General features: G+C 67.2%; 23 protein-coding genes. 7 read left to right on the top strand and 16 right to left on the bottom strand.

The features are described 5' to 3' along the window. Positions 1-114 precede the first annotated feature (114 nt). Positions 115-1,050 carry a LysR family transcriptional regulator gene (locus tag LPC04_RS06495; RefSeq protein ID WP_275681932.1) on the top strand — a complete coding sequence of 312 codons (936 nt, stop codon included), beginning with the start codon at positions 115-117 and terminating at the stop codon, positions 1,048-1,050. 94 nt (positions 1,051-1,144) lie between these two features. Here the strand turns inward: LPC04_RS06495 and LPC04_RS06490 are convergent, their stop codons facing one another. Next, complete coding sequence (locus tag LPC04_RS06490; RefSeq protein WP_275681931.1) at positions 1,145-2,017, bottom strand: LysR family transcriptional regulator; 873 nt, start codon at positions 2,015-2,017, stop codon at positions 1,145-1,147. A gap of 249 nt (positions 2,018-2,266) precedes the next feature. Here LPC04_RS06490 and LPC04_RS06485 point away from each other — a divergent pair, with 249 nt between their 5' ends. The 4 genes from LPC04_RS06485 to LPC04_RS06470 all read left to right on the top strand — a co-directional run bounded on the left by LPC04_RS06485 (position 2,267) and on the right by LPC04_RS06470 (position 6,668). Then, entirely contained in the window at positions 2,267-3,607 is a 1,341-nt protein-coding gene (locus LPC04_RS06485; RefSeq protein ID WP_275681368.1) for an MFS transporter, read from the top strand. 168 nt (positions 3,608-3,775) lie between these two features. Then, positions 3,776-4,417, top strand: a complete 642-nt coding sequence (locus LPC04_RS06480; RefSeq protein ID WP_275681367.1) for a glutathione S-transferase family protein — start codon at positions 3,776-3,778, stop codon at positions 4,415-4,417. After that, the gene (locus tag LPC04_RS06475; protein WP_275681366.1) at positions 4,414-5,049 is read left to right on the top strand and encodes an FMN-binding negative transcriptional regulator; all 636 of its coding nucleotides are present in this window, start codon (positions 4,414-4,416) and stop codon (positions 5,047-5,049) included. Before LPC04_RS06480 ends, LPC04_RS06475 begins: the two co-directional genes overlap by 4 nt. 266 nt (positions 5,050-5,315) lie before the next feature. Next, positions 5,316-6,668: an amidohydrolase family protein gene (locus LPC04_RS06470; protein WP_275681365.1), complete on the top strand. Its 1,353-nt coding sequence runs from the start codon at positions 5,316-5,318 to the stop codon at positions 6,666-6,668. Between the two features lie 69 nt (positions 6,669-6,737). Here LPC04_RS06470 and LPC04_RS06465 read toward each other — a convergent pair whose 3' ends face one another. From LPC04_RS06465 to LPC04_RS06455, 3 genes are all read right to left on the bottom strand, one after another. Further along, positions 6,738-7,667, bottom strand: a complete 930-nt coding sequence (locus LPC04_RS06465; protein ID WP_275681364.1) for an NAD-dependent epimerase/dehydratase family protein — start codon at positions 7,665-7,667, stop codon at positions 6,738-6,740. Between the two features lie 74 nt (positions 7,668-7,741). After that, on the bottom strand, positions 7,742-8,221 hold the full coding sequence (locus tag LPC04_RS06460; protein WP_275681363.1) for a carboxymuconolactone decarboxylase family protein: 480 nt from the start codon (positions 8,219-8,221) through the stop codon (positions 7,742-7,744). A 239-nt stretch (positions 8,222-8,460) separates the two neighbouring features. Beyond that, positions 8,461-8,916 (bottom strand): Lrp/AsnC family transcriptional regulator, encoded by a 456-nt coding sequence (locus tag LPC04_RS06455; RefSeq protein WP_275681362.1) that lies wholly within the window; start codon positions 8,914-8,916, stop codon positions 8,461-8,463. A 234-nt stretch (positions 8,917-9,150) separates the two neighbouring features. Between LPC04_RS06455 and LPC04_RS06450 the strand changes: the two genes are divergently transcribed. Next, positions 9,151-9,777, top strand: a complete 627-nt coding sequence (locus LPC04_RS06450) for a hypothetical protein (RefSeq protein WP_275681361.1) — start codon at positions 9,151-9,153, stop codon at positions 9,775-9,777. An 80-nt stretch (positions 9,778-9,857) separates the two neighbouring features. On the opposite strand, the gene sigJ is transcribed toward LPC04_RS06450, so the two are convergent. The 12 genes from sigJ to LPC04_RS06390 all read right to left on the bottom strand — a co-directional run bounded on the left by sigJ (position 9,858) and on the right by LPC04_RS06390 (position 24,855). Next, positions 9,858-10,793: an RNA polymerase sigma factor SigJ gene (gene sigJ, locus LPC04_RS06445; RefSeq protein WP_275681360.1), complete on the bottom strand. Its 936-nt coding sequence runs from the start codon at positions 10,791-10,793 to the stop codon at positions 9,858-9,860. A 261-nt stretch (positions 10,794-11,054) separates the two neighbouring features. Next, complete coding sequence (locus LPC04_RS06440; protein ID WP_275681359.1) at positions 11,055-12,197, bottom strand: lactonase family protein; 1,143 nt, start codon at positions 12,195-12,197, stop codon at positions 11,055-11,057. A gap of 29 nt (positions 12,198-12,226) precedes the next feature. Continuing rightward, positions 12,227-13,210, bottom strand: coding sequence for a hypothetical protein (locus LPC04_RS06435; protein ID WP_275681358.1), 984 nt, complete (start codon positions 13,208-13,210; stop codon positions 12,227-12,229). A gap of 109 nt (positions 13,211-13,319) precedes the next feature. Next, positions 13,320-15,218, bottom strand: coding sequence for a TolB-like translocation protein (locus LPC04_RS06430; protein ID WP_275681357.1), 1,899 nt, complete (start codon positions 15,216-15,218; stop codon positions 13,320-13,322). Between the two features lie 189 nt (positions 15,219-15,407). Next, positions 15,408-16,343 (bottom strand): helix-turn-helix domain-containing protein, encoded by a 936-nt coding sequence (locus LPC04_RS06425; protein ID WP_275681356.1) that lies wholly within the window; start codon positions 16,341-16,343, stop codon positions 15,408-15,410. Positions 16,344-16,451: 108 nt separating this feature from the next. Beyond that, positions 16,452-17,417 carry a DODA-type extradiol aromatic ring-opening family dioxygenase gene (locus tag LPC04_RS06420; protein WP_275681355.1) on the bottom strand — a complete coding sequence of 322 codons (966 nt, stop codon included), beginning with the start codon at positions 17,415-17,417 and terminating at the stop codon, positions 16,452-16,454. Positions 17,418-17,460: 43 nt separating this feature from the next. Next, on the bottom strand, positions 17,461-18,777 hold the full coding sequence (locus LPC04_RS06415) for an MFS transporter (protein ID WP_275681354.1): 1,317 nt from the start codon (positions 18,775-18,777) through the stop codon (positions 17,461-17,463). Between the two features lie 149 nt (positions 18,778-18,926). Then, positions 18,927-20,225, bottom strand: coding sequence for an MFS transporter (locus LPC04_RS06410; RefSeq protein WP_275681353.1), 1,299 nt, complete (start codon positions 20,223-20,225; stop codon positions 18,927-18,929). Between the two features lie 10 nt (positions 20,226-20,235). After that, positions 20,236-20,763 (bottom strand): carboxymuconolactone decarboxylase family protein, encoded by a 528-nt coding sequence (locus LPC04_RS06405; protein WP_275681352.1) that lies wholly within the window; start codon positions 20,761-20,763, stop codon positions 20,236-20,238. A 26-nt stretch (positions 20,764-20,789) separates the two neighbouring features. After that, positions 20,790-22,805 carry a tripartite tricarboxylate transporter permease gene (locus tag LPC04_RS06400; protein ID WP_275681351.1) on the bottom strand — a complete coding sequence of 672 codons (2,016 nt, stop codon included), beginning with the start codon at positions 22,803-22,805 and terminating at the stop codon, positions 20,790-20,792. Between the two features lie 59 nt (positions 22,806-22,864). Then, a complete protein-coding gene (locus LPC04_RS06395; RefSeq protein ID WP_275681350.1) occupies positions 22,865-23,728 on the bottom strand; it encodes an amidohydrolase family protein in 864 nt (287 codons plus the stop codon). 95 nt (positions 23,729-23,823) lie between these two features. Continuing rightward, entirely contained in the window at positions 23,824-24,855 is a 1,032-nt protein-coding gene (locus LPC04_RS06390; RefSeq protein ID WP_275681349.1) for a Bug family tripartite tricarboxylate transporter substrate binding protein, read from the bottom strand. A 197-nt stretch (positions 24,856-25,052) separates the two neighbouring features. On the opposite strand from LPC04_RS06390, the gene LPC04_RS06385 reads away from it, so the two are divergent. Beyond that, positions 25,053-26,054, top strand: coding sequence for an ABC transporter substrate-binding protein (locus tag LPC04_RS06385; protein ID WP_275681348.1), 1,002 nt, complete (start codon positions 25,053-25,055; stop codon positions 26,052-26,054). Positions 26,055-26,056 lie beyond the last annotated feature (2 nt).

Here is a 26,056-nt window from a genome sequence, read left to right as displayed (position 1 = left end):
GTCATGCACGGCATGCAGCATGGGTTGGCCATGGCACCTAAGATATAGGCGCCGACCCATCCGCAGTGGCGATTCTTCTTCGCAGCGTTGTCGCGTTTCGGGAACCAATTCGTGATCAGCGAACGACTCAACGGCGTCTCGGCCTTTGTCGAAGTCGTCGAGGCCGGCAGCTTCGCGGATGCGGCGGTTCGCCTGTGCGTGACCCGGTCCGCGGTGGGCAAGACCATTGCGCGGCTGGAGCAGCGCCTGGGCGTTCGCCTGTTCCATCGCACCACGCGTCGACAGAGTTTGACCGACGACGGGCAGCTTTACTACGAGCGGTGCGTGCGGGCGCTCGCGGAACTGGACGCCGCAGAGGACGCGATCGACAACGGGCGCCGCGAACCCACCGGACGATTGCGGGTCAGCGTGCCGGTCCTGTTCGGCCGGTATTGCGTGGCGCCCATCCTGCGAGGCCTGGCTCGCGAGCATCCGCGTTTGGAGATCGAGATTTCCTTCACGGATCGCGTGGCGGACCTGATCGGGGAAAGTTTCGACATGGCTGTGCGAGTCGGCGTGCTGCCTGACAGCCTGAACCTGGTGGCCCGGCGCCTTGGAATCCAGCGGATGGCGATCTGCGCGTCACCCGCATACCTTGAAAGGAACGGACAGCCGACCAGCACCGCGGAGCTGGCCAGCCACACCAGCGTCGTCTACGGACGAGGCGGGTCGGCTCCGCCGTGGCGCGTCAGGGAGCACGACGGCAGCGTTCACGAATCGCACATGGCGGGCCAACTGCGCTTCGACGACATGCAGGCGATAGCCGATGCCGCCGTTGCCGGCGCGGGACTCGCCTGGCTGCCATGCTGGTTGATCGCGAAGCATGTCGCTGCGGGCGAGCTCATGCTGGTCATGGACAGCGAGCGCGTCGTGGCCACCGAAATCCATGCGGTGTGGCCGCAAACCATTCGTCTGGCGTCGAAGACGCGCCTGGCCATCGACGCGCTGGTATCGGAGATTCCGGCGATGCTTGCCCAGCCGCAAAGCGATGCGATGCCAGCGAGCGCGTGATCTTCGCGGTTCGCAGACGGCGCGATGCATCGCGTCGCACGTCGCCCGGATGGCCGATCTCCGCGCGCTCGCGCAGATGACGCATGCGGGCGGCTCAACCTGTGGGCATCGCAAAAGCCTCCACCACCGCGTCGGCGACCGCACGAACCCGCGCCGTGCGATGGAGGTCGCCGTGCAGCACGAGCCACATGTCGTAAGGCTCGGCGCGATCCGGCCAGATGCGTCTCAGCGACGGAAACAGTGCCGCGAGGTGGGTCGGCAACTCGCCGATGCCCAGGCCCGCGGCGACGGCGTGGCCCAGCATCATGCCGCTGTTGACCTCGAGCACCGCGCTCGCCGCATGCGTGGGTTCCTGGCATAGCTGCTCGCGCGAGGCGCCGCGGATCCCGCGGTCGTAGACCACGATGTCGTGCCCGGCCAGGCCGTTACCGGGCTCGGGCAGGCTGCGTCGCGCCAGGTAGTCGGCCGAGGCGTACAGCCCGACGGCACGCTGGCCAAGATGGCGCGCGATCAGGTCCGGCGCCTCGGGCCGCACCGAGCGCACGGCGAGATCGGCCTCCCGGCGAGTCAGGTTGCTGAGCTGCGTGGAAGCGATCAGACGCACGACGACGCCGGGGTGGCGCCGCCGCAGCGCCGCGAGCGCGGGCATCAGGAACACGGTCGCGATGGTGTCGGTGCAGGCGAGCGATACCAGGCCTTCCGGCCGCTCGTCCACGCCCTGCATCTGCCGCTGCAGCGCGAGCGCACCCGCCTCCATCTGCTCGGCCGCGTGCAGCGCCAGTTCACCGGCCGGCGTCGGCAGGTAGCGCTTGGGAGTGCGCAGGAACAGCCGCGCCTCCAGCGCCGACTCCAGCGCCGCCAGCCGTCGGCCGGCCGTCGCCTGGTCGATCTGCAACTCGGCAGCGGCGCCGCGCAGCGTGCCGCGTCGGTAGATGGCGAGAAAGACGCGCGCGTTGTCCCAATCCATGGTGATCGTCTCGGCAGTGTGGCTGGTTCGTGCGGCGACGCTATCAGATGCGTCGATGCGGCATGCCCTGCGCTTGCGGGTGACCGCAGCGTGCGTCGGGTCGCTGCGATGCAAGCCTGCATCCCTGCGATGCATCCGCACGACTAGGCGCTGCGCCATGCGATCCATAGCATGGCCTGCATGACAGCCTCTTGCGCAACTGCTTCCAGCCCCTCGACCGTGCCGGCGCGTTCCGACGCGTGGCCGCTCGTGACCGTCGCCTTCGGCTTCGTGATGGCGATGCTCGACGTCACCGTGGTCAACGTCGGGCTGGACGACATCCGCCACGACCTGGGCCTCACGCTTGCCGGTCAGGTCTGGATCGTGGACGGCTACACCCTGAGCTTCGCCGCCTTGCTGCTGGCCGGGGGGGCGCTCGCCACCCGCTATGGCGCGCGCCGGGCCTACTCGGTCGGATTGATGTTGTTCGCGGCGACCTCTCTCGCGTGCGGCGTCGCGCCCGACGGGCCCACGCTGATCGCCGCCCGGGCCCTGCAGGGCGCCAGCGCGGCGTTGTTCGTCCCGAGCTCGCTGGCGCTGATCGCTGCGGCGTATCCGGAGGATCGCCATCGGTCCCGCATGATGGGGCTGTGGTCGGCGATCGTGTCGTTTTCGGCCGCCTCCGGCCCGCTGGTCGGCGGCCTCCTTATCGGCGCCTTCGGCTGGCGCTCAATTTTCTGGCTCAACGTCCCGATCGGCCTGGTTGGCCTGTGGCTCGCTCCGCGCCACCTCGTCGACACGCCGCGCGTGCCGCAGCCCCTGCACGTGGGCGGACATGCCTTCGGCGTGCTCACGCTCGGCGCGCTGGCGTTCTTGCTGATCGAAGGGCCGGGCACGGCGTGGAACGGGCCGGTGCTGATCGCGAGCGCACTCGGCGTGCTGGCCATCATCGGCTTTGCTCGCATCCAGCGCAGCGCTGAGCACCCCGTGCTGCCGCGGCCGTTGCTGGCCGACGCGGCCTTTCGTCGCATCAACGCAATCGGGTTGCTGATCAACTTCGCCGTGTACGGCGCGCTGTTCCTGATGAGTCTCTACAACGCGCAGGCGCGGCATGCGTCGCCGCTGCGCACGGGCCTGAGTCTCGTGCCGCTGATGCTCATGTTCACGCTGGGCAACCTGCTGGCCGCGCGTCTGCTCCCGCGCCATGGGACGGCGTTGCCCCTGCGCGCGGGCCTGGCCCTGGCGGCGATCTCGGCATTCGCGGCCGCGCTGTCGGCGTGGGCGCAGCACGGGGTGCCGGCATGGCGTACCGATGTGTTCGTCGCGCTCGCCAACCTGGGCGCCGCCGTTGCGATCCCGGCGATGACGACACGCGTGATGACGGTCTCCGACGCCCGCCACACGAACGCGGCGGCGGCCGTTCTAAACGCAAATCGCCAGGTCGGAGGGCTGCTCGGTGTCGCGGTCGTCGGCATCGTGATGCACGGCGCGGGCGGATGGGCCGCGGCGCTGCCTGGCAGCCTTGCGGCGATCGCCGCGTCGTTCACCCTAGCCGTGATGCTGACAGGCAATGCGCAACCTTCGCGTGCCAGCGGGGAGCCGACTTCCTGACGAGGCCGGCAGGCAGTTTGCCGCTGACCTTGTGCGTGTGAGGGCCACGCCCAATCGGACGCTGGCGAATCCATGGGATCGTCACGCGAAGAATTCCATGTCCGGATACAGCGAGCGCCAGTGCGCTCGCCGCGGCAGCATGCCGCTTTCCCAACTCCGAATACGAAGATGCTGACGTTCTACGACTATCTGCCATCTCAAAATGCATTCAAGGTGCGTCTTCTTCAGAGCCAGCTGCGCATTCCACATGACACCAAATACGTGAGCATCTTCTCGGGTGAGGGCCAGTCACCCGAATACCGGCGAATCAATCCCACGGGCGCAGTCCCTGCCATTCGATTGGAGGACGGTCGCGTGCTCGCTGAATCCAACGCGATCCTGACCTTCCTGGCAGAGGGGACCGATTTCATGCCGAGTGATCCCTTCGAGAGGGCGAAGGTCAACCAATGGTTGTCCTTCGAGCAGGACTACGTGCAAAACACGATCGGTTCGCTGCGCTACTGGACGATGACGTCGAAGCTGGATAGCCGCCCCGCCGATCTTGTGAGATCGAAGATGGCCACCGCCATCAAGGCCCTGCAAATCCTCGACGAAGAATTCTCATCGAAGCCATTCATCTGCGGGCAACATTACACGGTCGCGGACATTTCCCTGTACGCCTATGCCAGCAGGGCAGATGAGGCAGGAATCTCACTGGCTCCATTCAAGCACTTTGAAAGATGGGTCCAGCGAGTCGAACGAACGCCCGGCTTCGTGGCAGAGATCTACCCCTATTCCATCGACCCGCGCTCGTCGGGCGAATTGGCATGATCGTCACTCGCACCTACCAGCCAAAGGACGCAACGGAGATCGAGCGATTGGTCGGGGAACATCCCTTTGGGCTTGTCGTCAGCTCGGGAGCCGGCCTGCCCATGGCAACTCCATTGCCTTTGTTGCTGGAGCAGTCGGACGACGGTGGCGCTTGCCTTGTCGGGCACTTTGCGAAGGTGAACCCACAAGTCGATCTGCTGCGCGCATCTCCACGAGCACTTGTCGCTTTCATGGGGGTCAACGGCTACGTGTCGCCGTCGTGGATGACTGACCGCACCCAGGCACCGACCTGGAACTACGAAACTGTTCACTTCGAGGTGGACGTCCAATTCGATTCGAGGCCGCTGGCGACTCGACATGCGCTCGAACGCCTCGTTGCGCATGTCGAAGGCGCGCGGCCGAACGCCTGGCGCATCGAAGACATGGGGCCGCGATACGAACGTCTGGCGGGTGCGGTGATCGCCTTCCGCGCCAAGATCATCGCGACTCACGCGAAGTTCAAGCTTGGCCAGAATGAACGGCCCGACGTCTACGAAGAGATACTGAACGGCCTGGAGAGCAATGGCGGTCACGACCTGGCGGCGGCCATGCGGCGTGCCGCGCGGTCCGGCTCCCAGACGCCGATGCAGTGATCATGCAGGCGGCCGAGAACATGACGAGGGACGCGGCCTCGGGGTGACCTGCTCGCCGGATCGGCCGCGTCGCCGGGCCAGGCTGTGAAATCTTGATTTGCTGGCAAAAAGGTGGCCTGGAGCTTCGGGCAATACCGGGCCTCGCGGCCGCACTTCAAGTCCTGGATCCCGCACGTCGTCGCCGCGTTGTTGCATCCGCGGCTCCTCGTGGCGAACATCGTGCTCGCGCCTTCAAGGCATGCCCCGCCACCCACGCCTCCTCGATCATGCGTTTCGCCATCGCCACCCTTGCGCTCAGCCTTGCCGCGCTCTGCGGCACCGCCCAGGCCGCCCCGCCAATCGCGTTCGTCCACGTGAACGTGGTTCCTCTCGCGGTCGACGGCGTCCTGCTCGATCAGACCGTCCTCGTTGATGCAGGACGGATCCAGGCCGTCGGGAAGGCCGTCACCATCCCCGCCGGCGCCACAGTCATCGACGGTCAGGGTACTGCCTACCTGTGCCCCGGTCTCGCGGACATGCATACGCACTCGGACACCCGCGCCGACATGGCCGTGTACCTGACGAACGGCGTGACCTCGGTGCTCAACATGGGCGAAGCGTCGAACGCCTTCGTCGGTCGCACCAAGCCCGCGGCAAACCGCACCGAGATCGCGTCGCCGCACATCTATACCGCCTTCCGCATCGACGGCTCGGCGCGCTATGGCAGCTTCGTCGTTACCACGCCCGACGAGGCGCGCTGGGCGGTACGCCTGGCCAAGACGAACGGCCACGACTTCATGAAGGTCTACAACGATCTCTCACCCGACGCGTTCGATGCCCTCGTCGATGAGACGCGCCTCCAGGGTCTGCCCATCGTTGGGCACGGCATCACGCGCGTCGGCCTGCGGCGCCAGCTCGCCGCGGGGCAGCTGATGGTCGCGCACGCCGAGGAGTTCCTCTACACCGTCTTCGACACCGATACCTCCAAGGACGCGAACGCCGCGCCGGACGACGCGCAGATCCCCGCAGTCGTCGATCTCGTCAAGCGCAGTCGCGCCTTCGTCACCGCCGACCTCGCCACCTATGCGGCGATCGCCCGCCAATGGGGCAAGCCTGCGGTGGTGGATACCTTCCTGCGCGCGCCCGAGTCCCGTTACGTTTCGCCGCAGGACCGAATTTCCTGGAAGCTGGAAGACTATTCAAGTCGGGCTGGCAGCCTCGACGATCGCCTTGCGTTCCTCTCCCGCTTCGTCAAGGCGATGAGCGATGCTGGCGTGCCGCTGATCACCGGCACCGACGCGCCGGCGATCCCCGGAATGGCGCCGGGCTTCTCGCTGCACGACGACATGGACCGGCTGGTCGCCGCCGGCCTGTCGCGGCAACAGGTGCTCGTGGCGGCGGCACGCGCGCCGGGCGAGATGATGGCGCGAGCGTTCCCTGGCAAGGTGCCCTTCGGCACCGTGACTCCGGGCGCCCGCGCCGATCTGGTGTTGAGCGCGGCCAACCCTCTGGATGATCTGGCGGCGCTGCGCAGTCCGCTAGGCGTCATGGCGGGCGGACGGTGGTTCGACCAGATGCAGCTGCAGGGACTCCTTCGGGACGTCGCGCGGCGCTATGACGAGGCGGCATTTCCACGCTGAGCCGCAGCAGTCGCCAACTTCAATCGGCACCCTGCGCGCGAACCCGCGCCCGGTACAGGGCCGCGATACTCATGCCGCTGCAAGCGCATCTCGCCAACTCGGGTGGGCCGGCTGCCACGCGAGATCGGTCCTGACCTTGGCGTTGGAAGCACCGCGAATCTCGTCCATCATCACGACGCCAGCTTGGCCGACGGCCAGGCGCCCGAGCAGGCGCGGAACGTGCCAGGGCTTTCCCGCGCCAAGCTGTCGGGCCAGTTCAGGCAGCCACGTGTTGACCGGGGCGGGGTCGTCGTCAACGATGTTGTAGATGCCACGGCGACCGCGCTCGACGGCCGCCACGGTCGCCTCCGCGGCGTCGGCGACGTGGATGAAGGACCAGACACCGGCTCCGTCGCCCACGATCGGGAATTTGCGAGCCCGGATCGACTCGAAGATCTCCGAGCCCGGCGCCAGCGCGGTGTCAGGCCCGTAGAACCAGCCGTAGCGCAGAACGACGCCGGCGGTCCAAGACGCGCCGAGCACCGCGTTTTCGAGATGCACCATCGCCGCCTGGTTCTCGCGCATGCCGGCCACCGGGGCCGCGTCGAACGCGTCGTCCTCGCGCTTGAGCGCTGACCCGGTGCGCGCATACGGAACGATGTGGCTCTGCGCCACGAAGCGGCTGACTCCCGCCGCGCGCCCGGCCGCGAGCAGGTGGTCTGTTCCGATGGTTCGCAGCACATTGGTTGCTGCGAAGCTGCGCTCCATGTGGCGCGTGTCCACCGCAGCAATGGACGTCAACTGGTGCACGATGACATCCGGCCGCGCCCGCCGTACCACGTCGGCCACCTGATCGGCACGGAGTGCGTCCGCAACCACAGGGACTGCTCCCCAGGCCTGGAGCATCGACCGCTTGGAGTCACTGCGTGTCATCGCGTGGACCTCATGTCCCGCCGATACCAGGCGGGGTACCAGCTGCCTTCCGATTGCGCCGGTCGCTCCGGCCACGAAAATCCTCATCAACATCTCCTCGAGCTGGCCATGGATTCAGTCGGCCCGGCTCGGACCTGTGAACCCAGGTCTGGGCAGCAACTTCAGTTCAATCCGGCCTTGTCGAGGCCGAGCATCTTGTCCTGCGCGCCCGGCGTGGGCAGGAAGGCCGCGTTCAGGCGGTTCCATCCGTTGATGGCCACGATGCGGAAGGTCAGTGCCGACAACTCCTCCGGGGAGAAATGCTCGCGCGCGTTGCCGTAGGTCGTGTCCGACACGCCCTCGGGTCCCAGTCGCGTCAGCGATTCTGTCCACGCCAGTGCCGTGCGCTCCTTCGGGGTGAACAACGGCGACTCGCGCCAGACGGCCACATGGTGCAGGCGCAGGTCGCGCTCGCCGCGAATCCTGGCTTGCTTGACGTGCATGTCGAGGCAGAAGGTGCAGCCGTTGAGCTGCGAGGCGCGGATGTCGACCAACAGCGCCAGCGACTCGTCCATGCGGAAGGCCATGTTGAAGTCGAGGTACTTCCTGAAGAGGTCGGGGGCCTGCTGAGCGTAGTCGAGGCGTTGATGCGAGGTGCTCATGGTCGTGATCCTGGGCTGGTGGTGGGGATGCGGCCCGCCGTAAACGACGGACACATCCACAAGACGAGGCAGCCATCCGTTTCGTGACATCGAGGCGCGCTGGCGTCGCAAGATGGCCCGCGGCTTGCACGGATCGCGTTGAATGGCAGCACCCAAGGGCGCCCGTTCGGTCGTCGCAATGGGCTTGCTCAAGCCTTTATCGCGCTCGCCAGGGGATGAAGTTGCGCATTCCCGCGGAGTCAGTCGATTGGAAGCTTGCCGTCGGCCTTGATCGCCTTCAAGGAGAAGGACGACTCGATCGAGGTGACACCCGGCAGCGAGCGAAGCTTGGCGCTCACGAACTCGCCATATTCGCCGAGGCTTCGCGCGACCACACACAGCAGGTAGTCGACGCTCCCGGAGACGTTGTGGCACCAGAGAACCTGCGGCACAAGCACTACTTGGCGTTCGAAGGCGGCCTGCAGCTTCGGGTCGTGGCTGGAGAAGCGGACTTGGACGAACGCAGTCACTTCGTACCCGAGCTTTCGTTGATCCAGCACGGCGCGATAGCCCGCAATGACGCCCTGCTCCTCCAGCGCCCTGACGCGTCGCCAGGCGGGGGCTTCGGCAACGTGGATGCGCTTGGCGAGTGCGGCATTCGACGTCCGCCCGTCGTCCTGCAACACGCGCAGAATTTCCTGATCCCGCTTGTCCATGCTTGCTCATCAACCCAAGTGACTTCGACCGCCGAAGGTAAGAAGCTTACTTTGCAGCCGATGTCTCGAGCAAGAACGAAAGAATCTTTTGTCGGAACATGGATAGATTACCCGCACGCATCGCACTGTGCTTGGCCCCAAGCTCACCTTTGATCAGTACCCCAACGTGTCGACGCGCCCCATCCTGTCGTCGAGCGCTCGACGCGGTGTTCTTTCGGCCTCAAGGAAGCCAACGTGTTCGCAGAAGTGCCGCAACGGTTGAGTGCCTGCGCGCAGCCGAGTGTCAAATTTGAATTGAAGGAGAGATCCATGTCGAGACAGTCCACCTTCGCTGAGGGTCTCATCGCACCCGGCCCAGCCAATGAATATCGCGGACCGCTGATGCTCTACGGGCAATTCGTCGGCGACTGGACGACGGAGACCACCGAGTTCCGCGCTGACGGTTCGAAGCATCTCACGAGGTGGGATGTTCGCTTTGAATGGGTGCTTGAAGGCCGTGCGATCCAGGACATCTGGATTACTCCGCCGCGCCGAGGAACGACGGTGCCGTGGCACGACAGCGGCAATCGATACAGCACGACAGTTCGCGTCTACGACCCGATGATCGATGCTTGGCACATCGTTTGGATCAATCCACCCACCGGTACGATTGTTCGGCAGCTGGGCCGCAAAGTGGGGGACGAGATTGTTCAGATTTCGGATGTTGATGCAAGCGGCAGGATCACGCGTTGGGTCTATCGAGACATTTCGGCGAACAACTTCCGTTGGTCCAACGAATGCTCGACAGACAACGGACATACCTGGCACCTCACGCAGGAGATGCTCGCAACTCGAGTTCGCGGGCAAGACACACCAGCTTGACCGAGTTGCAAACCCACGGTGAGGCTCGGCAGCCTTTCGGTCACCTCACCAAGACGAAGCCGCTGAGCGCCTTGTGACATTCATGATCGTCGCGCAATGGCGCGCAGCTTGTCCGGGTTGCGCTGGACGTATATGGCGCCCACCCGGTCGAATTCGCGAGCCGAAGGGGCGAGCGCGATGGTCTGAACCGGACTCCCATCGGCAAGGTCGTCGACGATCAGACATCCGGGCAGACCGTTGACATCGATCGGCACCAGTCGCCAGCCGCGGCTGGTCGGCAACTGCGCAAAGCCGATGAAAGTACGCGCGATCAACTCATTGCCGCGAAGGGGCAACGGTATTGCGGAGACTTTACCTCCGCCGTCTGCCAGCGCCACGGCATCGGCCGTCAGCATCTGAGCCAAGGCTCCCACGTCGTGGCTGCGCACAGCGTGCACGAAGGCTTCGATCAGGCGATCACGCTCCTCCTGCGCAACCTCGCGCCGCGCATAGTCGGCCTTGATGTTCCTGCGCGCGCGACTGGCGAGCTGGCGGCATGCAGTCTCACTGCGCCCGAGGTGCCGCGCAAGCTCGGCGAAGTCGAGATCGAACACGTCGTGCAACAGGAATGCCGCGCGCTCCAGGGGCGAGAGCCGCTCGAGCGCCAGCATGAAGGCCACCGACACGTCCTGGGCGAACTCGGCCTGTTTCTCAGGGCTGGGTTCCCAGCGGAAGAAGTCATCGTCATCCAGCAACGGCTCGGGCAGCCAGACGCCGATGTAGTGCTCACGCTGCGCGGCCGCGGAACGCAGCTTGTCCAAGCATAGATTGGTCACCAGTCGCGATAGGTACGCACCAGTAAGCTCGACCGTGGATTCGTCCACTTCAGCCCAACGTAGCCAAGCCTCTTGGACAATATCTTCCGCCTCGGCGCGCGAACCGAGCATCCGATACGCCAGCGCGCGGAGCCGACGCGCGTGGTCCCGGTCGTATCGGGAGGCACGGGCAGCGGCCGATCGGTCAACGTCGTTTGTCATCGGCACAGCACCATCCCTGCATTGTTCACCATTCGGCAAGACGAAACATCCCGCGGATTTGTGACATCGACGTCGTTGTGTGCTTGCGGAAGTGGCGTGCACATCAGCGCAGCGACCATCGCTACAAGCTCGCCAGGGACTTTGCCAATCGACATTCAGTGATCCCGGTCGAAGCCTGCCAGTTCGATAGTGGACAAGGCCATTCGCCTTGTCACGACGCAGACGCTGCGGGCTCAATGGCCAGCCGCAGGCTCGCTGCGCTCAAGGAAGGAAAGACACGCTCAGCGGCACCGCTGAATCGACGGCCTCTCCGCTGTCCGAGATCGTGCCGGTCGCCGGATCGATCCGAAGCAGCGACACGCGGGCGCTGTTGGCGACGAGCATCCAGTGACCTGACGGATCGATGGCAAAGCCCCAGGGCATGTCGCCGCCGGAGGCGATGCGCTGCAGCCAGACCAGCTCGCCGGTCGCAGCGTCCCTTCGATACGCGACCACCGTGTTCTCGCCACGATCAGCGACATAGACGAAGCGCCCGTCGGGGCTCAGCGCAATCTCGGCGCCGCTCTTCGCACCCTTGAAGTCGGCGCTGCTGACCGCGAGCGACTGCAGCGTCGACAGCCGCGCCTCGCGCGCGTCCCAGCGCAGCGCCTGCACGTCGGCGCTGAGCTCGTCGAGCACGTAGGCGAAACGGCCGTCCGGTGAGAACACGGCGTGGTGCGGGCCGCTGCCCGGCGCGACGGTGTACGCGTGCGACTGCGCCGCGTCGTCTGGCCGCAGCGCGTGCGTCCCGCCATCGAAGCCGTAGACGAACACGCGGTCGGCGCCGAGGTCGGTCACCAGGGCGTGGTGGCCCGTGGGGTCCAGCGCGACCCCGTGCGCATGGGCCTTGGTCTGGCGACGCGTCGGGCCCGAGCCGGTCTCGGTGACGGTGCTCGCGACGCCGCCCACGCTGCCATCGGCGGCGAGCGGCATGGTCGTGGCCGAACCGCTGAAGAAGTTCGCCGCGATCAGCGTCGAGGACGGCGCGTCCAGCCACAGGTGGGTGGTGCCGATGCCGCCGGCATCGGCGTCGCCGATCTTCGCCAGCGCGCCGGTGTCGCGATCGATCGCGAAGGCGACGATGCGGCCGTCGTGGCCTGCGATGTCGTCGGCGACGTAGAGCACGCCATGCACCGGGTCGGCGACCGACCAGCGCGGCTTGATCAATTGCGCGACCGTTCCCAGCGACGTGAGCCGCCCGTTGCAGGCGTCCAGGCGCAAGGCCTGCAGCTGGCCCGAATCGGTGCCGACATAAGCGAGGCGCGCCGGCGCGCAGTCCGGCGGCGGCACGGAGGCACAGCCGGCGAGCGACAGCGCGACGGCGACGCCCGCGGCGCATCGCCTCGGAAGAGAGATCGGAGCCATGCGGCGAGTGTCGGTCAGACCGCCCGCGATCAGAAGTGCGCCTCGGCGACGAACACGGCGGCGCTGCGCTTGATGCCGACGTTGGCCACGGGCGTGGTCTGGAACGTCTGCGGATCGAAGGCGCCCGTCTGCGACGGCGCGCCGAACATGTGATTCCAGTACTCGTAGCCCGGACCGATGTACAACGTGCGCGGATGGCCGATCAGCGAGCCGATATCCACCATCAGCGCGGTGCGCAGCAGGGTCTCGGTCGTCGTCTTCTCAGGGACGTTGGTGGAGACGTCGAAACCGTCGCCGCCCTTGGGCCCCGTCAGCGCCAGGAAGCCCTTGAACACCAGCGGCACCGGCGCGCCGTTGATCGGGATCATCCAGGCGCTGTCGACGTGCCACGCAGTCTTGTAGTGCAGGTCGACGCCGGTGATGCCGTTGTAGTTCTGCTCGTTGCGCGCGCCCACGGTGAGGTTCCAGTAGCCGGGCACGGCGAACTCGGCGGTCAGGCCCAGCATCCACATCTTGGCGCGCTGCTCGAACTGGTCGTCCTTCGTGCCCCATTCGTAGCCGGTCGTCAGGCCGAAGTCGCGGATGAAGCCGACGCCCAGGTGCTGGTGCAGGATCTTGCTGCCGCTCCACTCGACGTGGCCGACGCTGTAGGTCTCCTGCGCGCCGTGCGTGCCCACGCCGTTGATGCCGTCGGCGCTGGCCTCGGGGTTGTTGCGATCGGAGACCAGGTAGTCGACGTTGAAGTAGTAGCTGCCCAGGCCGAAGCCGCCGGTGGTCGTCAGCGAGCCGATGTTCTGCGCCACCTTGGCCGAGCTGCCGGGGAAGTGGAAGTTGTTCGAGTAGCGATAGCCGACGAAGGTGTCGTTCCAGTTCGTGGGCGGCGCGCCGTGGGTCTCCTGCGCCGGCGGCAGGTGCGTGTTGTCCTCGGCGGCGTGCTGCGCCTGGGCGCCGCCAACGAGGCAGCAGGTCAGCGCGGCGGCCTGCGCGACGCGAAGGGTGATGGTGGATTGCATGGTCTCCGGTCCTCGTCATGAAAATCTGGGATGAGCTCCGCCCAGGCCGCGCCGCGAGGCGTCGCGGGCGGGCCGGGTGCGCCGCGGTGGGCGCGCGTGTCAGGGGGAATCAGTCGTTGGGAACGTATAGAGGCATGGCCTCTTCCCACAGCGTGTCCGTGATCGGATGCGGGTCGCTGCCGTCGGCGTTCATGGCCCAGTTCTGGCCGTCCGGCTGGAAGCTGTTGTCGTACAGCGCGAGTTCGTCGCGGAAGCCGTAGTTGCCGGAGTTGTAGGCGATGCGGCCGTCCCAGGTCCAGGTGGCGTGCGCGTCGTTCGACGGGCCGGTGGTCAGGCGCCTGAGATCGCTGCCGTCCGGCTTGATCGTGAACACGTCGAAATTGAACTTGTTCGGATCCTTCGCGTCGACGAGCTTGCGCGTGAAGACGATCTTCGTGCCGTCCGGCGACCACCCCGGCGTGTTGTCCGGCTCCGTCGTGAGCACCGTCGTCTGGCGCGTCCCGAGGTCGAGGATGCGCAGGCCCTTGGCCTCGTTCGACCACACGCGGTAGACCAGCTTCTTGCCGTCCGGCGAATAGCTCGGGAAGCCGGCGTTGGTGCTGCCGTCGGTCAGCGGCTCGGGCTTGCCGTTCATGCTGCCGTCGGCCTTGATGCGCATGAGGGTGCCCTTGCCCATGCCGCGCGTGAAGAACCACTGGCCGACGCCGAAGGCGACCCACTCGCGGTTCGGCGACCACGTCGGCTGGAACGCGCCGGCCAGGCCCTTCATCACCATGTCCGCGGGCAGGCCGCTCGTCATCGGGTCGTAGATGCGGCGATAGCCCGTGAAGTCCGGATTCATCACCGCGATCGACGAGCCCACCGCCTTCTCGGTGTAGACCAGCTGCTTGCGGTCGGCCGACAGCTGCGGGAACACGTCGGTGTAGCGATAGGCCCAGTCGGGATCGAAGCTGAACAGCGGCGTGCCGTTCTTCGTCGCGGGGCGGAACGTGACCTTCTCGTAGACCATGGTCGCGCCGTCCGGCGAATAGCGCGGCGAGCGCAGGCCCGAGTCGGGCGTCGCGCGGAACTTGCCGCCGGTCGTGTACAGGCCCTCGGTCGCGCCGCCCTTGACGTGGTACGCGACGTCGGTGGCGGTCAGGAACTGCGGGAACACCTTCATGCCGGGCGTGGCCGTCAGCGTCTTCTTCGAGAGATCGGACAGCTGCACCTGCACCAGCTGCGAGCTCACCTTGTCGATCAGCTCGGGACGATGCGCGCCCCAGGTCGATTCGACCGGCGTCTCGTAGAACACGACGCTCCTGCCGTCAGGCGACCACGCCGGCGAGCCCTCGTCGAAGCCCGGGTTCGACGCGATCTTGCGCAAGCCCGTGCCGTCCGGATGGATCACGTAGATGCTGCCCTCCTGCGTGCGCTCCCAGCCCACCGGCAGGTTGTGGCCGCGCCAGTCGCTGCCGATGTCGGACGAGAACGCGATCCACTGGCCGTCGGGCGAGATCGCCGGGCGGAAGAAGCCGTGCGGCTTGTCCGCGTCGAACGGGATGTCGCCGGTGACGTTCTTCAACGCGCCGGTGGAGATCTTCAGCGTCCAGATGTTGGTCGTGCCCCAGCTGTTCGCGCCGCGGCGCGAGGAGACGAAGGCGATGGTGTCGGCATCGACCGGCGAGAACACCGCGGCGTCGTCGATCGCGATGTGGTGCGTCAGGCGCTGCAGGGCGCTGCCGTCGACCTTGACGCGATAGAGCTCCGACTGGCCCAGGCCGTCGCGCTCGGACGTGAACACGATCCACTTGCCGTCGGCCGAGAACGCGGCGTGGTAGTCGAAGCCGGGCGTGGCGAGCAGCCTGTGCTCGTTGCTGCCGTCGGCGTTGGCCACGTACAGCTCGGACGTCACCGGCCCGACGCGATTGAGCAGCAGCGTGCCCTTGGTGGCCGCGCCGGCGTCGATCGCGCCGGCCAGGCCCATGGCCGCGACGGCCGCAGAGGCGAGGAACCCTCTTGGAATCATTGAACTTGTCTCCGTGTCTTCGTCAGGTCTCGTGAATGGCGCGGTCGTCGTTCTTGTTCGCCATGCGACATCGAACTCACCGATTCGATGGGATGAAGACTAGGGGATCCGCCGGCCGATGGCTCTGCACAAAACGGAGATTCATTGGCATTTTTTGCGTGCCCCGGCGCGGGCCGCACCGGGCAGGCCTCAGTCGGCCGCCCGCACCGCGGGCTGCTCGCGCGCCGCCAGCCGGAACTGGCTCGGCGACTGGCCCGTCTCCTTGCGGAAGAAGCGCGTGAAGTACGCCGTGTCGAGAAAGCCTAGCCAGTAGGCGATCTGCTCGATCGACATGTCGCCGAAGATCAGGCCGCGCTTGGCCTCGGTGATGATGCGGGCGTGGATCAGCTTGGTCGGGCTCAGCCCGGTGGCCGCGATGCAGGCCGCGCGCAGCTGCGTCGGCGAGACCGCCAGCATCGACGCGAAATGCTGCAGCCGCAGGTTGTCGCGGTAGTGCTGCTCGATCAGCTCGCGGAAGCGGTCGGCCAGGCGCGTCGCATTGGGCGTCGCGCCCTCGGCGTCGAGCTCGTCGAGGTTCGCGCAGCGCACGAGCAGCAGCAGCAGCGAGGTCAGCAGCGCCTCGGTGCCGATCACGTGGCCCACGGTGCGCGCCTTGACCTCCTGGTCGAGCTTGCGGATCGTCTCGAACACTTCGGCCTCGGGGTCGCCCGTCAGCGGAATGATGCGCGGCAGCGTCCACAGCTGGCTGAACTCGGGCAGCTTGGCGTTGATCTGCGCGAGGTAGCTGACCTCGACGGTGACGACCCACTTGTCGACGTCGATGTCGTAGTCCAGGCCGTGCACGCAATCGGTGGGCAGCAGCAGCGCGCACGGGCCCTCGAAGGACACGCTGCGGCCCTCGAGGTTCATCACGCCGCGGCCGTTTCGCACGAAGATCACCTGGCCGTAGCCCGGATGCGCGTGCGGCTCGGTGCGCCAGCGGCCGCGGTCGGTGACGCGGCCGACGTTGACGAACCACTTGTCCTGCTTCTCGGGACGTTCGACGTAGAGCCGCACCTTCGGCACGCTCGACGGCGTCGCTTCGTGGTGGTGGGTGGTCTGGTGCTTCGCCAACGCGCGTGTCATGGAATCCGCCAACCCGCCGCATCCCGGCAGGTGGGTCATCATGCACTCGCCATGTTTCCGCTCCATCGCGGGCATTCCCGGAACCATCGTCCAACGCCTGCAGCCGCGTCAATCCGCGGCGTTCCAGTACATGAAGCCCATGCCCTCGCCCGTGCCGGCGGCGGTGCGCCAGCAGGGCACGTAGTCGACGAGGCTCATCTGCGCGCCGGTCTCCTGCAGCGCCTTCATCACGCTCACGTAGAGCTTGATCTCCGACGTGCCCGACTGGTAAGACCGTTCGTCCACCGCGGCCAGGCCCTCGTAGTCGTAGGCGGCCAGCATCGCCATGATGCGGCGGTCGAACTCCTCGTCGTTGACGAAGTGCGACAGGCCGCCCGAGGCGATGATGCCCACGCGCACATCGTCCGGCCAGGCCTTCAGCGCCTCGCTGAGGATCCGGCCGAACTCGATGCAGCGCACCATCGACGGCTGCGTCGGCGGATAGAAGCAGTTCATGATCACCGGCACGTGCGGCGGTGGATCGTCGCCCATGATCTGGTGGTAGACGAAGCTGTAGGCGTGCGGCACGACGGGGTAGTCAGGCAGCGGCTTCATCCACACGTTGTCGGGCCACGCGAACAGGTCGGTGAGGTCGAAATTCTCTCGCTGGAAGGCCTGGACCAGGTAGGTGGCCAGCTCGGGATGGCAGGGGTGCGTGACGTGGTGGTCGGGCGCGTAGACCGCGCGCTGCGGCGGCCCGTTGTGCACTTCGGCGCCGGTGTAGATCGCGATCGACGGCGAGAAGTCGGTGAAGATCTCCTTCTGGTCCTTGCCGAGGATGATGGCGACGTCGACGTTGGCGCGCCGGTAGGCCGACGCCATCTCGTCGAGCGCGGCGCGGCAGCGCGCGGCACGCGCGGTGCGTTCCTCCAGCGTCAGGAACGGCGCGAAGGCCGCGCTGCGATGGGCCTCGAGCTCCGGGTAGGTCCACGTGCGGTTGCGAAACCAGAGCTCCGGGTTGTTGCGGTCGCGCTCGCCGTTCTTGAGCCAGTCCTCCGGCGCCTGGCCCAGCATGCCGCTGTGGGGCACGGCCATTCCAAATACGATTTTTGCCATGGGCGGTTTCAGCAGAAAGGGATCATTGGTGGGCCGGTGCGTCGGGCATGCCGGCAGGCAGGGTGGGCGTCGCGGGGACAACGTCGGTGACCTTCGGTGACCACTGCGGGCGCAGCAGGATCGCCGTGGCGGCGGCGCCGATCAGCAGGAACACGAAGATCACCAGCATCGGCAGGTCGTAGCTGCCGCTGACGTGCAACAGCCATCCCGACAGCGTTGCCGCGACGCCGCCGGCCAGGCTGGTCGCGACCTGCTGCACGCCGGTCACGAGCCCGATCGCCTGGCGCGGGATCAGCGTCAGGCGCGACAACGCGAGGTTGTTGGCCGTCGCCAGGCCGAGGAACGACAGCGAGAACACGTTCCAGAACAGCGCCCATTCGAGCGACGTTGCGAACGTGCCGAGCATCACCGTGCAGCCGCCGATGAAGCCAGCGATGACGAAGGCCTTGCGCACGGCGACCGGGTCGCGTCCGCGGTCGATGATCGCGTCGGCCGCCCGCCCCGACAGCGCGGCCACGATCGCGATGCCGGCGAAGCTGAAGAAGGTGTACAGGCCCGACTGCTGCAGCGACAGCCCGCGCTGCTCGACCAGGTAGGCCGGCATCCACGTCATGCAGTAGAACGTGAAGTAGCCATAGCAGAAGTTGTTGATCATGCCGCCCCAGACGACCGGGCTCGCAAGGATGCTGCCCAGCGTGACCTGGCTGTAGCGGCCCTTGAGCACGTCCACGCGTTGCGCCTTCGGCGGCAGGTCGTTGTGCACCAGCAGCAGCCACGGCACCAGCCACAGCACGCCGATCGCGCCCGTGGCCACGAACATCAGCTTCCACGAGTAGTTGACGATCAGCCACGCGCTGATCGGCGCGCCGATCGCCGGGCCGAACTTGTTGCCCATCGTGAACAGGCCGACGGCGAAGCCGGTCTGGCCTTCCTCGAAGTGATTGCGGATCCAGCGATAGCTCGCCGGGATCACGATGGCTTCCGCCACGCCGATCAGCAGGCGCAGCACGATCAGGCTGGCGAGCGCCGACACCGCGCCCATCGCCGCCGTCGCCAGGCACCACAGCGCGAAGCAGATCGCGTAGGGCCACTTGACGCCGTAGCGGTCGGCCACCCAGCCCATGGGCACCTGGAAGACGCCGTACGACCAGAAGAAGGCGGCGTTGACCCAGCCGCGGTCGACGCTGGTCAGCGAAAACTTGCGGATCACGTCCTTGTCCGCCAGCGCCGATGAGATGCTGGTGCGGTCGACGAACGAGATCATCACGCCCAGCGCCAGGAGCCCGAGGACGATCCAGCGGCTCGTCGGCGCCCTGGTTGCCGTGTTGCTTGTCTCCATCTTTGTCTTTCAGTCGCCTGCTCGACGCGCGGTCGCCAGACGGGGTGCATGGCCCCGGGATGGACTGAAGATTAGGCGAGCGGCCTCGGCCTGCCCCTACACAAAATGGAGATTCGCTGGCACTTTTGCGCCTCTCCCGAGGCGGGCATTCAGACGATGGACGATGCCGCGGCGGCGCCGTCCGCGTCCGCCTGCACGGCGCCGATCCGGGGCGCCCAGCGGCGCCGCATCAGCACGATGGTGCTCACCGCGCCGCTGACGAGGAAGACGAAGATGGCCAACATCGGCAGCTCGTAGCTGCCGCCCACGTGCAGCAGCCAGCCTGACAGGCTCGCCGACACGCCACCGGCCAGGCTCGTCGCGACCTGCTGCAGGCCGGTGTTGAGCCCGACGGCCGGCTTGGGGATCAACGTCAGCTTGCACAGCGCGAGGTTGTTCGCGGTCACCAGCCCCAGCAGCGTGAGCGAGACGACGTTCCAGAACAGCGCCATCCCGAGCGAGGAGGCGTGCGCGCCCAGCAGCACGGTCGTCGCGCCCGCGAAGCCCGCGACGATGAAGGTCTTGCGCACGAGCACCGCGTCGCGTCCGCGTGCGATCAGCCGGTCGGCCGCCCAGCCCGCGAGCACCGCGACGACCGCGATGCCCGCGAAGCTGAAGAACGTATACAGGCCGGACTTCTGGAGCGACAGCCCGCGCTGTTCGACGAGATACGCCGGCATCCACGTCATGCAGTAGAAGTTGAAATAGGCGTAGCAGAAGTTGTTGATGAGACCGCCCCAGACGACGGGACTCGCCAGCAGGCTGGACAGCGGCACCGACGACGCGGCCCGCGCTCGCGCGGCCAGCTGCGGCTTCGTCGGATGATCGTTGCGCAGCATCAGCAGCCAAGGCAGCAGCCAGACCAGGCCGACCAGACCCGTCGCCAGGAACATCCACTGCCACGATGACGAGACGATCATCCAGGCCGCGATCGGCGCGCCGAGCGCGGGGCCCATCTTGCCGCCGATCGAGAAGATGCCCAGTGCCGTGCCCTTGCGGTGCTCGGGGAAGTGATCGGCGAGGTAGCGGTAGGTGGCCGGGATGACGACCGATTCCGCGGCACCGATCAGCAGGCGCATCAGGATCAGCGCCGACACCGTCGTCACCGCCGCGGTTGCCGCCGCCAGCAGGCACCAGAGCAGGAAGCAGATCGCGTAGGGCCACTTGACGCCGTAGCGGTCGACCAGCCAGCCCATGGGCATCTGCAGCACGCCGTACGACCAGAAGAAGGCTGCGTTGAGCCAGCCGCGCTGCACGTTCGTCAGCGCGAAGTGCTGGATGAAGCCCTTGTCGGCCAGCGCGGACGACAGGCTCGTCCGGTCGACGAAGGAGATCATCAGGCCGAGCGCGAGCAGGACGAGCACGCCCCACGGGTTCTCCGTCCTGTCGCTGGCTCGGGTCGTCGCCATGGCGCGTCCTTCAGGACTTCGGCTGCAGCGCGTGCATCGTCATCGCCAGCGAGATCGACGTGAAGTAGCCAATCGTGACGAGCAGCTCGGCGATCGCCGCGCGGCCCAGGTCGGCGTCGTAGCGCGCAAAGCGCGCGTCGTCCATCGCACCACCGGCCAGCAGGTCGGCCACCGCGTCGCAGACCGCGCCGAGGCGGCCGTCGACGCTCTCGGGTCGGCGCTTGTCCAGGATCGCCGCGACCGCGGCCTCCGGCACGCCGGCCTTCAGCGCGTGCTTGCGATGGTTGGCGATCACGTAGGGCGCGTTCCAGAACACGGCCGTCGCCAGGATCGCGACCTCGGTCTCGGCCTCGCTCAACACGGGCGAGCGGTCGACGTGGGTGCCGATGATCTCCATGCCCTCGGCCAGGCGCGGGTTGTGCAGCCAGATGTTGAACGGTGTCGGGATGCGGCCCCGGCCCTCGCCCAGGCGAGCGATGACCTTCTTCTGCTCGTCGGTCGCGGCCTGCGGGTCGATGGGGGCGAGTCGGTTGTCCATCTTGGAATCTCCTTGCATTCGGATGATCAGGCGGCCTGGGCGGCACGCCAGGTGTCGAGGACACTGGCCGGCCAGCTCACGTGCAGCACGCGGTCGAACACGGCGTACAGCAGCACCGTCACGCATAGCGCCATGATCAGGCTGAGGCGCCAGGACTCGCGGCCTTCGAGGCGCATGAAGGCGACCATGATGATGGGCACCGTCGGCACCATGCCGATCAGCGCGGTGAGCGCGAGGAAGGCGAGCAACCATGCGAGGAAGCGTCCGGCGCGCAGCAGGATCTTGCGGCTGGGCATCGCCGGATCCTGGTAGCTGCCCGAGTCCATGTGCACGCCGCGCGCCGCTGCGGCCTGGCCGCCGAAGAACATCTTGAACGCGAGGCTGACCGTCCCCGCGAGCACCAGCAGCGTCGCGACGACCGTCGGACCGATCCGGGCCAGGAAGGTCCAGTCCTGCGCGCCGACCAGCGCGCACAACCCGATCACGATGAAGAACAGGTGGCTGAAATCCTCGCGGCCGAACGCGATCCGTCCGCTCGGCCGCAGCATCGCCACGCCGCCCTGGCGCAGCATCTTGACCAGCGGCGTGAAGAAGACCAGTGCGGACAACGTCAGCAGCACCATCACGCCCGGCCGCGCCATCCAGTCCGCGCCGTAGCGGATGAAGGAGATCGACATGTAGCGCTCGATCAGCACGCCCAGCACCAAGCCGAGGATCAGCGGCGGGCGCGCCCACTTCAGCCGCTTCATGGCCCAGCCGATGGCGCCGAAGATCAGCAGCACGATCAGGTCGCCCCAGCTGCGCGAGCCCTCGAAGGCGCCGACGAAGACGATAGGGATGATGACCGGCAGGATCAGCGTGTAGCGCAGCGTCGCGATCTTCGCGAACTGCCCGCTGAGCAGGAAGCACAGGCCGGCACCGAGGATGTTGGCCAGCGCGATGGACCACACCATCGAGTAGGTCAGCGACAGGTGCTTGGTCAGCACGTCCGGCCCCGGGATGAAGCCGTGCACCATCATCGCGCCGAGCAGGATCGCCTGCACCGCGCCGCCGGGAACGCCGAACGCGAGCATCGGCACGAGCATGCCGCCCTCGCGCGCGTTGTTGGCCGACTCGGGCGCGATCACGCCGCGCACGTCGCCCTTCGTGAACGTCTCCTTGGCGCCCTTCTCGGTCTGCAGGGCGTGCCCGTACGCGATCCAGTCGGTCACGGCGCCGGTGATGCCGGGGATCATGCCGAGGAACGAGCCCATCACGCTGCAGCGCAGGACCAGAAACCAGTTGCGCATCGTGTCGAACACCCCCAGGCGCATGCCCTCGCGCGAGCGCAGGGGCACGTCGCCCGAAATGGCCTGGCGATGGATGGCCAGCTCGCACAGCTCGGGCAGCGCGAAGATGCCGAGGATGATGGGCACGATGGGGATGCCGTCCTCGAGGTAGAGCAGGTCGCCGGTCCAGCGCAGCTGGCCGGTCTGCGCGTTGGTGCCGATCATGCCGACGAGGATGCCGAAGCAGGCCGCGACGATGCCCTTGAGCGGCGCGTTGCCCGACAGCGAGGCCACCATCGCGATGCCGAAGATGGTCAGCGCGAGCATCTCCGGCGTGGCGATCGCCATCACGAGCGGACGCACCAGCGGCACCATGAAGGCGAGCACGACGGCGCCGATCAGCCCGCCCGCCAGCGACGAGCTGTAGCACGCGGCGAGCGCGCGCGAGGCCTCGCCGCGCTTGGTCATCGGCAGGCCGTCGAGCACCGTCGCCTGCGAGCCCGCATGGCCCGGCACGCCGAACAGCACGGCGGTGATGACGTCCGACGTGGCGATGACCGAGTGCATGCCCAGCAGCATCGCGAAGGCCGCGTACGGATCCATCGTGTACGTGAACGGCACCAGCAGCGCGAAGCCGGTCAGGCCGCCGATGCCCGGCATGAGCCCGAGCGCCAGGCCGACCACGACCCCGAGCGCCAGGAAGCCCAGGCGATCGAACGACATCAGGATGGTCAGCGCGTGCCCGGCTGCCGAGAGGGTTCCCAGGAAGTCCATGTCTCGTCTCGTTGTGCGAAGCGTCTCAGCGCGCCCTGCGTGTCATTGTGGCGGCGGGTTCACTTGCCTGCATCGGCCAGCGTCGGATAGAGCCGCTTGGCCGTGCGACCCCACACCCAGGCACGGTCGTCCTCGCTCAGTGCCGCGAAGCAGGCATGGCCTTGCTCGATCAGCTTCTTCAGCGGGCCGGCCGAAGCCGGGTAGTTGGAGCCGAAGGCCAGGTGATCGGCGCCGAACACCTCGACGAGCTTGGCGAAGAACGGCTGGGCGCCGCCCGGCGCCTTCTGCGCCAGGTCGAAGGTGCGCGGCGTGATCTTCAGGTAGACGTTGTCGTGGCGCGCGAGCTCGAACAGGCCGGCGCAGGCCTCGTACGGCGGCCCGGCCTCCAGGTTCGGGCGGGCGCAATGGTCGAGCGCGATGCGCACCGTCGGGAAGCGTTGCGCGAGCGCCGCGACCATGGACAGGCCGTCGGGCGTGGTCTGCACCACCATCGTCATGCCGATCTCGGCACAGCGCTGCCAGACCGGGAACGTGGCCGGATCCAGCAACCAGCTGCTGTCGCCTTGGTGGGTTGCGCCGCCAGTGAACAGGCGGATGCCACCCATGCCGCGCGCCAGCCAGTGGTCGAAGATCCGCAGCGCATCGGGCGCGGCGACGTCAAACGAATAGACGCCCGTGAAGCGCCGCGGCTGCTGCGCGACGCAATCGGCGACGTACGCGTTGTTGTGGCCGTAGGTCGTCGACGAGTGCACGATCGCCGCCTTCGCGACGCCCGCCTCGTCCATCTCGGCCACGAGCTGCTCGAACGTGATGGGTCGGGTGCTCGACCAGTTCGAGCGGTGCCCCTCCTGCGGCGTGATCGGGTATTTCGCCGTGTCGGTCGAAATGATGTGCGGATGGATGTCGATGATCTCGAGCGTCATTTTCCAAACCCTTTCATGGGACGTGTTCAGCCACTCGACGCGGCGATGCCGCATCAAGAGCGTGTCGAGGACGAGGAGCCTCCAGCGGCGGTGCTTCAGGACTCCGGATTTCTGAGCTTGCGCACGCCGTCCAGCGCCGGCGTCGGTGTCGCGTACAACTGGCTCACGATCTGTTCGACGGCCGCGCCGTCGATCGCGTCGATCGGGTAGCCCTGCTTCTTCATCGCGGAGACGAACTTCGTGTCCGCGACGGTCTTCGCGAACGCGGCGCGCAGCGCCGCCAGCCGATCGGCAGGTACCCCATCGGGTACCGCGAGCGGCCGGCCAGCCTGGAAGGGCAGCAGGAAGAAGTCGAACAGCGCCTTCACCTCGGGCCGCGTGACGTAGCTGCCAAGGTTGGGCACGTCGGCGAACTCCGGCGGGCTGCTCCAGCCCAGATGCAGCAGCACCTTCAGCTTGCCCTGCGCGATCATGCGTGCGGGCTCGCCCTCGCTCAGCCCGTCGACGGTGGACGCCCATCCATCGACTTCGCCGCGCTGCATGGCGAGATAGACCTCGCCGCGGCCCGTGTAGCCGGGCACGATCGCCAGCTGCGTGCCGAGGTATTTGTCGAGCAGCGCCGGCAGCATGCGGTTCTCGTTCGAGAAGCCGGTCGCGCCCAGATAGATCTTCTTGCGGAACAGGTCGTCCGCGGTCTTCGCGCCGGAGCGCGTCATCGCGACGATGCAGTACTCGACCTTGCTCAGGCTGCCCAGCCATCGCGCCCTGCGCGGATCGAAGACGTTCTGGCGCGGGTCGAGCAGCGGGATGTAGAGGTTGTTGCGCTGCAGGAATCCGATGGCCGTGCCGTCGCGCGGCTGCCTGGACTGCAGCGAGGCCGCGGCCACCATGCCGCCGGCGCCGATGACGTTCATCACCACCGGATCGGGCTTGCCCGGCAGGTACCTCACGAAGGTCTGCGCGAACTGGCGCGCGATGATGTCGGTGGGCGTGCCCGCGTCGGCGCCTACCAGCAGCGTGAGCGCCTTGCCGCGATAGAACTCCCCGACCGACTGGCCGAAGGCAGGCGCCACGCCCGTCGCCGCGAGGGCGAGGCCGGACAGTGCCGTTCTGCGTGTGATGCCCATGACTCTTGTCTCCTGGTGTCGACTCGCGGACTCGGACCTCTTCGACGGGCCGTGCATCCTGAGCGTGAAGCGATGTTAGAGCGCGCCCGTCCCGGCGTGTCGCCGCGGGACTCGAATCCGATGGCCGGCGCGAAGTTTTGAATTGGTGGCGGTTCGCGACGCGCCCTACGCTGTGGCGCCAACCAGAGAGGCCGTCAATGTCGCATCCCTTCACTCGCCGCCGTTTCCTGCACAACGGTGGCCTGCTCGGCGCCGGACTCGCGATCAGCGGCTTCGCGCGCGCGTCGGCGACCCCGCTGCGCATCGTCAGCAATCCCGGCCTGGAGAACGCGACCCTCAACGCACTGATGGAGCGGCAGGACTACTTCCGCCGCTTCGGCGTCGAAGTGCAGAACATCGAGGTGCCCGGCGTCTCGGGCCCGTTCGATGCGATCGCGGCCGGCGATGCGGATGCGTGCTTCGTCTCCGGCTACAACCTCGTGCTGCCGCGCATCGCGCAGGGCTCGCCGCTGCGCATCGTCGGCGCCGGCATGCGCAAGGTGGCGCTGGTCGTGTTCGCGAAGCCCGGGACGATGCGCGGCCTCGCCGATCTCGAAGGCAGGACGGTCGCGGTCGGGCCGCGCCTCGGCCTGCTCCACACGTTGATGCTGCGGCTTCTCGCGGAGAAAGGTCTCGACGCATCCACGGTGAAGTTCGTCGACAAGGGCGGCAACGACCAATGCTACGACGCGGTCGTCCAAGGCGAGGCGGACGCCTGCTGCTCGAGCGTCTCGCACCTCGACGACACGAAGGCACTCGTGCCACTGGCGGGCGGCAGGCTGTGGCAACAGTTGCCGGGCTGCGTCTTCCAGACCGCCTACGCTTCGACCGTGGCGATCGCGCAGAAGCACGAGTCCCTCGTCGCCGCGATGGCGGCCCACGGCGCGCTCTACGAGTACCTGATGTCGCCCGACGCGCGCGACGCGTTCTTCGAGGCGCGCCGGCGCGCCTCGAAGAAGTTCGACCCGGCCTCGGCACAGGCCGTCTGGGACTTCAACCAGACGCAGCGGCCTTACTCCCGGGACCTGTCGATGACCGCCTCCGATCTCGACTACCTGCAGGACATGGACGTCGCACTGGGCAGCCTGAAGCACCGGTTGCCCATCGACGACCTGGCCGACATGCGGGCGGCCACGGAGGCCGCCCGGCGATTCGGCTGAGC

The sequence above is a fragment of the Scleromatobacter humisilvae genome (genome assembly GCF_023231945.1).
In the GTDB taxonomy this organism is placed as follows: Bacteria; Pseudomonadota; Gammaproteobacteria; order Burkholderiales; family Burkholderiaceae_C; genus Scleromatobacter; species Scleromatobacter humisilvae.
This window is presented reverse-complemented; position numbering and strand designations above follow the sequence as displayed.

Coding starts and splice junctions, on each gene's coding strand:
- LPC04_RS06490 (WP_275681931.1), bottom strand. CDS start 2,017: ATGGATTGGGACAACGCGCGCGTCTTTCTCGCCATCTACCGACGCGGC.
- LPC04_RS06480 (WP_275681367.1), top strand. CDS start 3,776: ATGCTGACGTTCTACGACTATCTGCCATCTCAAAATGCATTCAAGGTG.
- LPC04_RS06475 (WP_275681366.1), top strand. CDS start 4,414: ATGATCGTCACTCGCACCTACCAGCCAAAGGACGCAACGGAGATCGAG.
- LPC04_RS06470 (WP_275681365.1), top strand. CDS start 5,316: ATGCGTTTCGCCATCGCCACCCTTGCGCTCAGCCTTGCCGCGCTCTGC.
- LPC04_RS06465 (WP_275681364.1), bottom strand. CDS start 7,667: ATGAGGATTTTCGTGGCCGGAGCGACCGGCGCAATCGGAAGGCAGCTG.
- LPC04_RS06460 (WP_275681363.1), bottom strand. CDS start 8,221: ATGAGCACCTCGCATCAACGCCTCGACTACGCTCAGCAGGCCCCCGAC.
- LPC04_RS06455 (WP_275681362.1), bottom strand. CDS start 8,916: ATGGACAAGCGGGATCAGGAAATTCTGCGCGTGTTGCAGGACGACGGG.
- sigJ (WP_275681360.1), bottom strand. CDS start 10,793: ATGACAAACGACGTTGACCGATCGGCCGCTGCCCGTGCCTCCCGATAC.
- LPC04_RS06440 (WP_275681359.1), bottom strand. CDS start 12,197: ATGGCTCCGATCTCTCTTCCGAGGCGATGCGCCGCGGGCGTCGCCGTC.
- LPC04_RS06435 (WP_275681358.1), bottom strand. CDS start 13,210: ATGCAATCCACCATCACCCTTCGCGTCGCGCAGGCCGCCGCGCTGACC.
- LPC04_RS06430 (WP_275681357.1), bottom strand. CDS start 15,218: ATGATTCCAAGAGGGTTCCTCGCCTCTGCGGCCGTCGCGGCCATGGGC.
- LPC04_RS06425 (WP_275681356.1), bottom strand. CDS start 16,343: ATGACACGCGCGTTGGCGAAGCACCAGACCACCCACCACCACGAAGCG.
- LPC04_RS06420 (WP_275681355.1), bottom strand. CDS start 17,417: ATGGCCGTGCCCCACAGCGGCATGCTGGGCCAGGCGCCGGAGGACTGG.
- LPC04_RS06415 (WP_275681354.1), bottom strand. CDS start 18,777: ATGGAGACAAGCAACACGGCAACCAGGGCGCCGACGAGCCGCTGGATC.
- LPC04_RS06410 (WP_275681353.1), bottom strand. CDS start 20,225: ATGGCGACGACCCGAGCCAGCGACAGGACGGAGAACCCGTGGGGCGTG.
- LPC04_RS06405 (WP_275681352.1), bottom strand. CDS start 20,763: ATGGACAACCGACTCGCCCCCATCGACCCGCAGGCCGCGACCGACGAG.
- LPC04_RS06400 (WP_275681351.1), bottom strand. CDS start 22,805: ATGGACTTCCTGGGAACCCTCTCGGCAGCCGGGCACGCGCTGACCATC.
- LPC04_RS06395 (WP_275681350.1), bottom strand. CDS start 23,728: ATGACGCTCGAGATCATCGACATCCATCCGCACATCATTTCGACCGAC.
- LPC04_RS06390 (WP_275681349.1), bottom strand. CDS start 24,855: ATGGGCATCACACGCAGAACGGCACTGTCCGGCCTCGCCCTCGCGGCG.
- LPC04_RS06385 (WP_275681348.1), top strand. CDS start 25,053: ATGTCGCATCCCTTCACTCGCCGCCGTTTCCTGCACAACGGTGGCCTG.